Source organism: Acinetobacter sp. SM34, from assembly GCF_022012365.1.
Classification (GTDB): Bacteria; Pseudomonadota; Gammaproteobacteria; order Pseudomonadales; family Moraxellaceae; genus Acinetobacter.
The window spans coordinates 202,282-213,899 of record NZ_JAKLTP010000004.1 but is presented as its reverse complement, the minus strand read 5'-3'; the positions used below and the strand labels follow the sequence as shown (position 1 = coordinate 213,899).

Here is an 11,618-nt window from a genome sequence, read left to right as displayed (position 1 = left end):
GCTGATGCTGAGTCATTGTTAAATCCCCTGAGTTTTGTTCTATGGCTTACTTCGCTAAAATTGCGGCTTGAATATTGAGTTTGTTTGGAATCAGTTTCTGCTGATAAAAGGCATCGGCAACATATTGCTGCTTTTGCACCACCTCATTAGAAATTGGTTGCACGCCAAAGCCCATGCGGGAAATGGAGGTTTTCAGGATGTCTTTAGATAGGCCTGTTGGTTTTTCCAGTAGCTTGGCGGCTTCGTCCTGATGCTGGGATACCCATTGGGTGGTGGTGTTTAATTCATTCACGACCGCTTTCAGTACATCCGGATGTTGCTCGGCAAATTTACGGTCTGCCAGATAGAACTGATGGTTACTGACCAGGTTTTCGCCGTTTGCGATTACGCGTGCGCCAATCTGCTTTTCAGCGGCAGCAAAGAACGGGTCCCAAATCACCCAGGCATCGACTGCACCTTTCTCAAAGGCTGCGCGTGCATCCGAAGGCGGCAAGTACACCACCTGGATGTCATTCAGGGTGAGCTTGTTGGCTTCTAATACTTTTAACAGTAGATAATGAACATTTGAGCCTTTATTGAGGGCAACACGTTTACCTTTTAAATCCTGGATGCTGTGAATGGCTGAATCTTTTTGCACAATTAACGCTTCTGCTTTAGGCGCTTCCGGCTGGTTGGCGATATAAACCAGATTTGAATTGGCGGCCTGTGCGAAAATAGGCGGTGCTTCACCTGCTTCACCCAAGGAAACACTGCCGACATTTAAGCCTTCAAGCAGTTGTGGACCTGCAGGGAATTCTACCCATTTCACATTGACGCCTTGCTCTTTCAACGCCGTTTCTAAAATGCCGCGTTCTTTAATAATCGGTAACAAGCCATATTTTTGGAAGCCAATATTTAAAGTGACCGTTTCAGCTTCTTTTTTTCCACAACCTGACATCATCATTGCGCCAGCAACTACTGAAGAAAGGACCAGTGATTTCGCCCAGAATTTTGTTTGAATGGCGCTCATGTATGTGTGCTCCGCAACAATGAAGTGTTGAATATTGAACACATACGCTAAAGCTTTTTCTTTTTCGAAAAAAATAAAAAAATTGAAATTCTTAATGAGGAAAAAAGATAAATAAAAAAGAGAAAAACTTATGTAGAAAAGTGATTTATAAGAACCACAAAATATATAGTTTTAATAAAATAAGTTATTGATATTTAAATCATTAAATTCTAAATCTTGAGCCAGTATAAGGTTATGCAAAAACCACCTAAATAAATCATTATAAATTTCAGGACATTCAGAATAAAGATATAAAAAATAAAGCTATAGCGGTGATAAAAAAAGCCACTTTAAAGTGACTTTTTAAACACCAGGGAATTACGTTGATAGTTATATAAGGCCTGACGGGCATTCGGTAGGTCATCGACACTGGCGGGTTCAAAACCATGCTCGACAAACCAGTGTGCAGTCCGAGTGGTTAAAACAAACAGTTGCTGAATCCCCAAACTTTTGGCCTTGTCTTCCAGATAATGCAAAATCTCGCTGCCGCGGTTGGACTTTCGATAAGTTGGATCGACCGCGACACAGGCAATCTCGGCCGATTTGATTTCATTGGCTGAAGCTGGAATCGGGTACAGGGCAGCACAGGCCAAAATCATGCCATCGCGTTCAATCACCGAAAACTGTTCAATTTCACTTTCTAATCTTTCACGTGAACGATAGACCAGAATGCCTTCTGCTTCCAGTGGGCGAAGCAAGTTCATCAAGCCGCCGACATCCTGAATCGTAGCCGTACGCACATCTTCATAATGGGCATCGGTCATCATGGTGCCCGCACCATCACGGGTGAACAGTTCTTCCAGCAAGGCCCCATCATAGGTATAAGAAATCAGATGTACACGATGTACCCCTTGCAGGGAGGCATTTTTGGCCCCGCGTAATTGCAGGGCAATATCGGGGTTGGAATCCTGATATTGCAAGATCTGCTGATCCAGCTGATGCGGGGCAATTTCACGTTGCAATTGTCCGAACTCGTTCACCAAGCCTTGTTGCTTACCCAAAAATATCAGCTTGTCGGCTTTAAGCAGAATGGCGGTATTGGTGGCAACTTCTTCCGCGACCAGGTTAAACACCTCACCAGTATTGGAATAACCGGTTGGTCCAAGCAAGACAATATTATGATTTTTCAGATGTCTTTGGATGGCATCGGTATCTACGGTACGTACTTCACCCGTCAGCTGGAAATCAACACCATCGCGAATGCCATAGGGTTTGGCGGTGACAAAATTGCCCGAGATCACATCAATGCGTGCGCCATACATGGGGGAATTGACCAGTCCCATGGAAAGCAGCGCTTCAATTTGTAAACGGATCGAACCCACTGCATTCATGACGCAGCTTAAAGATTCGCGTGTGGTAATCCGGCGGTGATTATGAAAAGGGGTTTGAATGCCGCTGGCTTTCAGGTTCTGGTTGATTTGCGAACGGGCGCCATGCACCAGAATCAGACGAATGCCTAAAGAATGCAGCAGGGCAATGTCATGAATAATATGCTGGAAATTTTCATGTTGTACCGCTTCACCATCAAACATGATGACAAAAGTTTTGTTGCGGTGGGCATTGATATAAGGCGCAGAATGTCGAAACCAATGCACATATTGTAAATTTGTGCTTTGTGATGTTTCAGATGAATTCGTTTGCATGCCTATCTCAAAATAAAAATTTCCTGCTTTGATTCTAATCAAAAAACGGCATAGGGGAAGGGTCAAAATAAAAAAACACCTGAACAAATTCAGGTGCTTCTTGGGGGAACAGGAGACTTAAACGAAGTTTTTAGTTAATGATGCGTACAATGCGGTCAGTACGTTCATTCACTAACACATAGTCACCGTTGACTTTGTACCATTGCTGATAACGGCCGGTATCCGGTAAGCGGCGTGCTTCACGGTCGCTCACTTTATAGCCAGATGAGCTAAATACGCGCGGGAAGTTTTGGCCTGAACGCCAGTCACGGCTTGGGTTTACTCGTTTGTTGTCATAGCGATTATTGTCATAACGGTTGTGGTCGTAACGATTGTTATTGTCCCAGCGCTGGTCATGTTGTGAATGTGCCTGCTGATAACGATGATCATCATAACGATGGTCTGGTGCTGCCATCGCTGAAGTTGCCATTAATGCAGATAAAGAAAGTGCAATTGTAGTCAGAACTTTTTTCATTACTTTCACCCTGGATTATTTCGGTATATGTTTTCGATGATTCAAAATTAGCGGAAAAGTAGAGATAAACGATGTTGGAATCTTAGTTGAATTGTGAAATTGATGGAGAAAAAAAGAAGATTGTAAAAGTGCTGAAAGTCATACAGTTAAAGTGTGATATTGAAAAAAATCACAGCGCAAAAATAAAAAAACCCAAACCGGAGTTTGGGCGTGGAGAAGTTTAAATAGTGTTTAAAAACCTTGAATACGCACAATGTTATTGCTATCCGTATCGACTAAAATGTAGTCATTGTTGATTTTGTACCACTGCTGATTGCGTGACGGCTTAGGCAGGTCATGGCTTTTATAATCGACTTTATAACCATCACCGCGATAATGCTGCGGCATCACATAACCGGGTTGCCATTTATGCTGTTGTAGACGCTTAAATCCGCGTTCTTCACGCATACGGCGTTTGTCCTGCATGTCATCATCATTATCATCTTCACGAAAATCGCGACTGCGGTTAAATTTTGGCTGATCGGATTGATCCCAGCCACGATGATTATTGTTTTTTTCATGAGGTCCGGCAATGGTGGCACTGTTTGCCATCAATGCACTGAAAGAAATTGCCAAAACTGTCAAAATCTTTTTCATGTTGAACCCTCATAGAAAAGTTATTAATTTCATGGCTGCTAATGTACGAAAAAATTGCAGAGAAACTGTGAAGATAGATCACACATTTCTTAAAAAATGCAGAGATAATAAGGATATTCTTGCAACATCTCTCATTATGTAAAAATCTTGAGCAATTTTATAGAGCTATAAAATACTCGAAAACTTTCTGCGGATGAAAATTTTGTATCAAAGTTCTGCAAATTATTGTAGGGAGTAAAAAATTTTCTTTTTTAAAAAATAAGCAGCCAGACAGACTGTTCATGAGTGAGTCATAAGTAAGAGACTAGTTCCATTGTTCTGTGAGCTCTTGTAAGGAATTGATGGCTTCCACAATGGTCTCTGCCTGTTGGGCATCATCCAGACCACGGATCAAGACATTCGAAAGTTGTAAATTTTCAATGCTGCGAATCGTTTCAAGCTTACGCTTCTGATCAGCCATGTTGAGTTTCCTCATTTTGTATGTTTTTCAATGAAGATCAGCATAGGCTGATTTTATTGATTTATAAAACCGAATATTTTTATTAAATTTATTTAAAAATACGATTTATGATTTGAGGATTAAAATCAGGCTGAATGTTTGGAAGCGGCTTGAGGATAAAAAGGGAGCACTATCTGCTCCCTTTAGTTAAACGTATTGCCCAGGGATTAATCCTGCGCATCAATACTTTGTCCATTCATATGCAGGCTGTCATCCCCCATTAAATACAGGTAAGCCGGCATAATCATTTCAGGCGTCGCTAAGGTTTTTGGATCTTCATCTGGATAGGCCTTGGCACGCATGGCAGTACGGGTAGCACCCGGATTAATGCAGTTAAAACGTACATTCGGATAGACATTTTCTTTGGCAAAAATCTGGTTCACCGCTTCAATGGCAATTTTGGATACCGAATAGGCTCCCCAACGTTCCCGCGCTTCACGGCCGACACCCGAACTGGCAAATACCACCGAAGCATGCTCGGATTTTGCCAGTAAGGGCAGCAGTTCCTGGGTCAAAATAAAGGGAGCACGCAAATTCACCGCCATCACATCATCCCAGACATCCACCGGGTAATGCGCCAGTTCGGTACGTTCTCCCAATATGCCAGCATTGTGCAAAATGCCATCCAGGCGACCGAACTGTTGCGTTAAAGTATCGACCAGTAATTCATAGTCACGAGGAGAGGCGCTGGACAGTTGCAAAGGTAGAATAGCCGGTTGTGGCGCACCCAGACTTTCAATTTCATCATAGATGACTTCCAGTTTGTTTAAGGCACGTCCATGCAGCACTACAGTGGCACCATGCAGGGCATAGCTCATTGCAGCAGCACGACCAATACCATCGCCCGCACCTGTAATCAGGATAATGCGATCTTTTAACAGATCGGGGCGAGGTTGATATTCTGAATATTTCATTGTCTACCTCCTCGTTTATCGTATTTTTATGTCGTTATGAAATAAGTGAATGATGATCTTGTTTTACGCCGACTAATTGATTAATCACTTGATGTAATTCTGTAACTGTCTTCACTATACAATCCGCTTGCCAGGCTGTTAAGTCATCTTTGTGTTGCAATGGTAAATAACCATAGCCGGCCAGGATGGTGTACATATGGGCATTCCGGCCCGCATCAATGTCACGGGGATGATCACCGACATAAATGCAGTCTTCCGGTCTGACATCAATCTGCTTGGCTGCCAGATACATCGGCTCCGGATCAGGTTTGGTTTTGCTGACATCTTCAGGGCAAACCAGAACCGAACAGCGCTCGGTCAAATTCAGGGCTTTTAATAAAGATTCGCTTAACCAACGTGGCTTGTTGGTGACAATGCCCCAAGGAATATCCTGGCTTTCCAGCTGTTCCAGCAAGGGATACATGCCTGCAAACAGGTCAGTCTCTACTGCAATATCTTCACCATACAAATCCAGAAAGCGCTGGCGATGGGCGAGAAAAATCGGATCGTCGACTTCCAGTTCCGGATAGACCAGTTTCACCATGGCCCGCGCACCTTCAGAGACCTGGGTGCGAATCAAATCGGCAGCCACGATTTCACATTGCTTGTCACGGCACATGTCCTGAATAATACGAATGAAGTCAGCCGCGGTGTCAATCAGGGTGCCATCCAGGTCAAACAGTACCGCTTTCATTCAGCACCTTCTTTTACCGTATACACCATGTAGTTCACATCGACATTCGGTGCCAGCCAGTAACGTTTGGTTAGCGGGTTATAATGCAGACCGGTCATGTCTTTCAGTTCTAGATTGGCAGCACGGATATCATGTGCCAGCTCGGAAGGCTTAATAAATTTGCTGTAATCATGTGTGCCTTTGGCCAGCATACGCAGTACGTATTCCGCACCGATAATGGCAAATAAATACGATTTCGGATTACGGTTAATGGTCGAGAAGAACACATGACCACCCGGTTTGACCAGTGCATGGCAGGCCTGAATAATCGATGCCGGATTTGGAACATGCTCCAGCATTTCCATACAGGTCACTACGTCATATTGTCCAGCTTGTTCTTGTGCCAACTGTTCTACCGGAATCTGGCGATACTGAATATTCTGCACGCCTTCCTGTTCGGCATGAATGCGTGCCACATTTAAAGGCGCTTCACCCATGTCGATACCCAAAACATCGGCACCACGACGTGCCATGCTTTCTGACAGAATACCGCCACCACAACCGACATCGAGCACTTTTTTGCCCGTCAGGCCACCTGCATGCTCATCAATCCAGTTTAAACGTAGCGGATTGATCATGTGTAATGGGCGGAACTCAGAATGCTGATCCCACCATATGGCAGCGAATGCTTCAAATTTGGCAATTTCTTGTGGATCAACATTCAATTGCGACATCGGTATCACCTCAATCAAGTCGTTATAATTTAAAAAAGTTACAGAAGCTTAGTGTAGCGTTAATTCTAAAAAAAGCGATAAATGCCGTAAAAAAGTTCACAGAATGAAAACCAATTCGGCATAATTGATTTATAGTGATCGCATAAATTAAGCATAACGATTTAGAGGACAATAAGGTCAATGAAAAAATTTCTTTTAGGTAGCATAGCGACGGCTATTTTTGCCTTATCCGGTACTGCAATGGCAGCAAATTTTGTTGCAGGTAAAGATTACACCGTGGTGGCTAACCCGGGTAAAGTTGAGGTACCGGGAAAAATTGAAGTACGTGAATTCTTCTGGTATGGCTGCCCGCATTGCTATCGCTTAGAGCCGCATATGCAGACCTGGCTGAAAAAATTACCTAAAGATGTACGTTTCGTACGTACTCCTGCGGCAATGAATCCGGTGTGGGAACAGGGCGCGCGTGGCTATTATGTGTCTGAAGCATTAGGGGTACGCAAGAAAACTCACTTGCCTTTATTCCATGCCATTCATGCAGGTGGCCAGCAAATTTTTGATCAAAACTCACAGGCCAAATTTTTTGTGAAATATGGCGTACCTGAAGCCAAGTTCAACGGCCTGTTTAATTCATTCGCCATTACCTCAAAAGTTGCACAAGCCAAGCAATTGGCACAGCAATATCAATTGAGCGGTGTGCCTGCTGTAGTGGTCAATGGTAAATATGTGGTCCAAGGCGAAGATGCCAAAGTCACTCAAGTGATCAGCTATCTGGTTGAAAAAGAGCGTAAAGCCAAATAAATCTGATGCAGTGAAAAAACCCGCAATGCTTGCGGGTTTTTTTATGTCTATTGTTTTTTATGAAGTCTGAGTGACCGAGCACTTATTGCTTGACAGGATCCCAGTTTGAAATCCCCCGGAAAATGAGATGAACCTGGGTAATGGTTTGCAGCTTAAACTGGTTTTGCTGAACTGATCGTTCTGGACCCTGATATTGGCGGTTAATGTCCATCCAGGTCATGGCCCAGGTAAAAGACAAGTTAATTAAAATATTAGAAAGCACCTGCAAGTCTTGGAGATTACGAATGTGCTGCACGGTTTCAACCTGGCCCAAATCATTGGCCAGGTCTTCAATTAAAAAAGTAATTTCCCGTGTAATGGCATGACGAATCACTTCTGAACCACCCCAGCGCTCGGCAATCATAAATACCCACGGTTCAGGATGATGTTCAACTGCCTGGAAAAACAGGTTCAGGCTGATTTGGGTTTTGGTGTTCGGCTGATAAATATAGGCCTGCCCCAGCTGATGCAAAATGCCTTTTAAATGCATGGCAACCTGATCGACCAGTTCCAGTCCCAGCTCATTCATGTCTTGAAAATGACGATAGAATGCCGTCGGAACCAAACCGACATGGCGTGCGATTTCACGCAAACTGATGCTGCTGAACGAACGCCCAGACGTGCTTAAAGCCAACGCTGCATCTAAAAGTGCTTGGCGGCTCTGCTGTTTACGCTCATCCCGTATCGACATGCGACTACCCTAAAAAAATTCTGCATGAAGTCTATCAAAAAAAAACAAAATAAACGACGAATGTCAGTGAACATGTGTTGACTGAATTAAAAAACCATTATAGTGTACAAGTGTTCACTATAAGAACACCTGTTCACTCAAATAAATAGCCAGCAATAAAAGAGGAACATCATATGAGTCATGTGATCCAATATCAGCCGCAATGGATTCGAGAAGATTTCGTCGATTTTATTGCTGAAAAAATAAATCCAGTTTGGGCATGGAAAAAAGTCAAAGCCAGCATTGTCGATGTACAGACACTGAGTGCAGATTTTTATCAAATTCAGCTACAACCGAATCATAACTTCCGTGCTTGTCTTTTCTCTGCCGGGCAAAGTGTTTTAGTGACTGTGGTGATTGCTGGTGTGCGTGAGCAACGTAGTTATTCGATTGTGAAAATCACCGAACACGGCAACGTGGTGATTGCAGTAAAACGTCAGGGCAAAGTATCCAATGCTTTAACTCGCTTGGCTGTCGGCAGTGTGGTGGAAATTTCCCAGGTTCAAGGCGATTTCACCTTGGATTCATCTGTAGAACCTGTTTTATTATTGGCTTCGGGGAGTGGCATCACTGCAACTTATTCATTATTGCAGCAGGCGATCCGTCAAAAAGTCAGTCAGATTGATCTGATCTATTTTACCCGAGATGACGCTTTTCATACCGAATTACAGCAATTATCAGAACAAAATTCACAGTTCCACTATCACCATTTCAATACACTTGCACAGAAACAACATCTCGATTTGGGTTTGTTGCAAAACACAGTTGCTGATTTCCAACAACGTCAGAGTTATGCCTGTGGTGCCAAGGGCATGATGCAAAGCCTGAACCAGATCTATCAACAGCTGGGAATTGCCGACAGACTTAAACAGGAATATTTCCATACTGTTGTTGATGAAAATGCCGCAGTACAACCGGTGCTATTTTTACGTGCCCAACAGGAATTTGAAGCCAGAACCAATTTGCTGGAAAGTGCTGAACAGGCAGGCTTAAGACCCGCATATGGCTGTCGTATGGGGATTTGTAATACCTGTACTTGTACCAAAGTGAGCGGTTCGACCAAAAACTTGCAGACTGGTGAAATCGATCACGATAGCAATACCCAGATTAAATTGTGTATTAGCCAGGCCGTGAGTCCGGTAGTGATTAACCTTTAAAAAATAAAAACGCTTTAATAGCGCCGTTCAGTGAGTGATCGCACTTTTAACACAGGGTTCGATGCTTACTCAGGAGAAAAACAATGAATATGTCAGTTAAATTTCCAGAAAATAGTAAATCAAAATATTTAAGTGCTGAACAAATCGCCGAATTTGGTGAAAAAGTCGATGCCATTCGCCGTGAAATCATGGACAGCATTGGTGAAAAAGATGCTGAATACATTTATAAAATTCGTGATTTTGTGCGTTATAGCGAAATTGCCTCACGTGGCATGCTGATGTTTGGTGGCTGGATTCCACCAGTATGGTTAGCGGGCACCGGTTTATTGGGCCTGTCTAAAATCGTCGAAAATATGGAACTGGGTCATAACGTGATGCACGGTCAGTTCGACTGGCTGAATGACCCGAACCTGAACGGTGCCAATTATGACTGGGACACCATGGCGACCGGGGATGACTGGAAACACACCCATAACTATATCCACCACACCTATACCAATATTGTTGGTAAGGACCATGATGTCGGTTATGGCTTGATTCGGGTCAGTGAGTCGCAAAAATGGGAACCACGCTTTTTATTCAACATTCCTTTAGCCATTCAGCTCATGGTGTTTTTCGAATGGTATGTCGGTATACAAGGCTTACTTCTAGAAGAAGTATTGGTCTATAAAACCAAAACCTGGAAAGACGTGTGGAAAGAGTCGGCAAAATTCCGCAAGAAAGCCACCCGTCAGATTGCTAAAGATTATGTATTTTTTCCATTAATTGCTGGCCCGAATGCACTGCCGGTATTTGCTGGTAACGCAGTGGCAAACGTAATTCGTAGCCTCTGGGCATCCGCGGTGATTTTTAATGGACATTTCACTGAAGATGCAGAAACTTTTGAACCGGACAATACTGAAACGGAAACCCGTGCTGAATGGTATTTACGTCAAATTCGCGGATCGAGTAACTTTAGCGGCACAGAATGGCTGCATATTTTAAGTGGTAATTTGAGCCATCAAATTGAGCACCATTTATTCCCGGATATGCCGGCGAATCGTTATGCCGAAGCTGCACCGAAAATCCGTGCCTTATGCACCGAATATGGCATTCACTATAATGAAGCCAGTTTCATGAAACAGTTTGGTAGTGTCTGGGTGCGCTTAGCCAAATGTTCATTGCCAAATTCATGGACTTCAAGCCTTGAACAATCGACGCAAAAATTAAAAAAATTATTTAGCTTTTAATTCAAATGACGAAATACGCGTGATGGGTAGAGTAGTCATTCAAGGCTGAATTGCAGTAAAAGGGCTTAATGGTTTTTGCCAATGGAGAATCTGCTGGCAAAACCTTGCGGCTTGCTTCTGTTATACTAGGCCGCAATGAATTTTAGCCAAAGAGAACCGATTATGCGTATCGACCAACGTACATTAGATCAATTACGTGAAGTAAAAATTACCCGTAACTATACGCGTTATGCGGAAGGTTCAGTATTGATTGAATTTGGTCATACTAAAGTTCTTTGTACTGCAAGTATTGATAATTCAGTGCCGCGTTTCTTGAAAGGTAAGGGACAAGGTTGGGTAACTGCAGAATACGGTATGTTGCCACGTTCAACCCATACTCGTAGTGACCGTGAAGCGGCGCGTGGTAAACAAAGTGGCCGTACTCAGGAAATTCAGCGTTTGATTGGCCGTAGCTTGCGTGCCATGGTGGATTTGAAAAAACTCGGTGAAAACACGATTACCATCGACTGTGATGTAATTCAGGCCGATGGCGGTACGCGTACTGCATCTATTACCGGTGCAGCAGTGGCTTTAATTGATGCCATGAATGTATTGCTTGAAAACAAGAAAATTAAGCAAGATCCGCTTAAAGGCTTGGTTGCTGCAATTTCTGTTGGGATGTATCAGGACAAAGCCTTATTGGATCTTTGCTATGAAGAAGATTCAAATTGCCAAACAGACTTAAACGTAGTGATGACTCAAGCGGGCGAGTTTATTGAGCTGCAGGGTACGGCTGAAGACAAGCCATTTACCCGTGCGCAATGTAACGAAATGCTGGAATTGGCGGAAAAAGGCATCCAAGAATTGATTAAAAAACAGCAGGAAGCTTTAGGCTGGTAAGTTGTTGGTTTAAGCATCTCAGCAATAAAAAACGCACCCATCGGTGCGTTTTTTATTTACTCAATTTTTATTGAGTTGAGGCGGGG

General features: G+C 43.3%; 13 protein-coding genes. 4 read left to right on the top strand and 9 right to left on the bottom strand.

Annotation, left to right across the window (positions count from 1 at the left end; genetic code table 11):
- Positions 1-46: 46 nt before the first annotated feature.
- The 8 genes from LZZ98_RS05460 to ubiG all read right to left on the bottom strand — a co-directional run bounded on the left by LZZ98_RS05460 (position 47) and on the right by ubiG (position 6,700).
- Entirely contained in the window at positions 47-1,009 is a 963-nt protein-coding gene (locus LZZ98_RS05460) for a sulfonate ABC transporter substrate-binding protein (RefSeq protein WP_237786988.1), read from the bottom strand.
- Between the two features lie 329 nt (positions 1,010-1,338).
- Positions 1,339-2,691, bottom strand: coding sequence for an amino-acid N-acetyltransferase (argA, locus tag LZZ98_RS05455; protein WP_237786987.1), 1,353 nt, complete (start codon positions 2,689-2,691; stop codon positions 1,339-1,341).
- Between the two features lie 130 nt (positions 2,692-2,821).
- Positions 2,822-3,205 (bottom strand): RcnB family protein, encoded by a 384-nt coding sequence (locus LZZ98_RS05450; RefSeq protein WP_086176432.1) that lies wholly within the window; start codon positions 3,203-3,205, stop codon positions 2,822-2,824.
- Positions 3,206-3,436: 231 nt separating this feature from the next.
- Entirely contained in the window at positions 3,437-3,841 is a 405-nt protein-coding gene (locus LZZ98_RS05445; protein WP_237786986.1) for an RcnB family protein, read from the bottom strand.
- Positions 3,842-4,145: 304 nt separating this feature from the next.
- Complete coding sequence (locus LZZ98_RS05440; protein ID WP_237786985.1) at positions 4,146-4,301, bottom strand: hypothetical protein; 156 nt, start codon at positions 4,299-4,301, stop codon at positions 4,146-4,148.
- Between the two features lie 206 nt (positions 4,302-4,507).
- The gene (locus LZZ98_RS05435) at positions 4,508-5,254 is read right to left on the bottom strand and encodes a YciK family oxidoreductase (RefSeq protein WP_237786984.1); all 747 of its coding nucleotides are present in this window, start codon (positions 5,252-5,254) and stop codon (positions 4,508-4,510) included.
- Positions 5,255-5,288: 34 nt separating this feature from the next.
- The gene (locus LZZ98_RS05430; RefSeq protein ID WP_237786983.1) at positions 5,289-5,987 is read right to left on the bottom strand and encodes an HAD family hydrolase; all 699 of its coding nucleotides are present in this window, start codon (positions 5,985-5,987) and stop codon (positions 5,289-5,291) included.
- A complete protein-coding gene (gene ubiG / locus LZZ98_RS05425) occupies positions 5,984-6,700 on the bottom strand; it encodes a bifunctional 2-polyprenyl-6-hydroxyphenol methylase/3-demethylubiquinol 3-O-methyltransferase UbiG (protein ID WP_237786982.1) in 717 nt (238 codons plus the stop codon). Before ubiG ends, LZZ98_RS05430 begins: the two co-directional genes overlap by 4 nt.
- Before the next feature lie 180 nt (positions 6,701-6,880).
- Between ubiG and LZZ98_RS05420 the strand changes: the two genes are divergently transcribed.
- Positions 6,881-7,498, top strand: a complete 618-nt coding sequence (locus tag LZZ98_RS05420) for a thiol:disulfide interchange protein DsbA/DsbL (protein WP_237786981.1) — start codon at positions 6,881-6,883, stop codon at positions 7,496-7,498.
- Between the two features lie 82 nt (positions 7,499-7,580).
- Here LZZ98_RS05420 and LZZ98_RS05415 read toward each other — a convergent pair whose 3' ends face one another.
- The gene (locus LZZ98_RS05415) at positions 7,581-8,228 is read right to left on the bottom strand and encodes a TetR family transcriptional regulator (protein ID WP_237786980.1); all 648 of its coding nucleotides are present in this window, start codon (positions 8,226-8,228) and stop codon (positions 7,581-7,583) included.
- Between the two features lie 173 nt (positions 8,229-8,401).
- Here LZZ98_RS05415 and LZZ98_RS05410 point away from each other — a divergent pair, with 173 nt between their 5' ends.
- The 3 genes from LZZ98_RS05410 to rph all read left to right on the top strand — a co-directional run bounded on the left by LZZ98_RS05410 (position 8,402) and on the right by rph (position 11,532).
- Complete coding sequence (locus tag LZZ98_RS05410; RefSeq protein WP_237786979.1) at positions 8,402-9,424, top strand: ferredoxin reductase; 1,023 nt, start codon at positions 8,402-8,404, stop codon at positions 9,422-9,424.
- Positions 9,425-9,507: 83 nt separating this feature from the next.
- Positions 9,508-10,653, top strand: a complete 1,146-nt coding sequence (locus LZZ98_RS05405) for a fatty acid desaturase family protein (RefSeq protein WP_442862688.1) — start codon at positions 9,508-9,510, stop codon at positions 10,651-10,653.
- Between the two features lie 162 nt (positions 10,654-10,815).
- Complete coding sequence (gene rph, locus LZZ98_RS05400; protein ID WP_237786978.1) at positions 10,816-11,532, top strand: ribonuclease PH; 717 nt, start codon at positions 10,816-10,818, stop codon at positions 11,530-11,532.
- Positions 11,533-11,618: the final 86 nt, after the last annotated feature.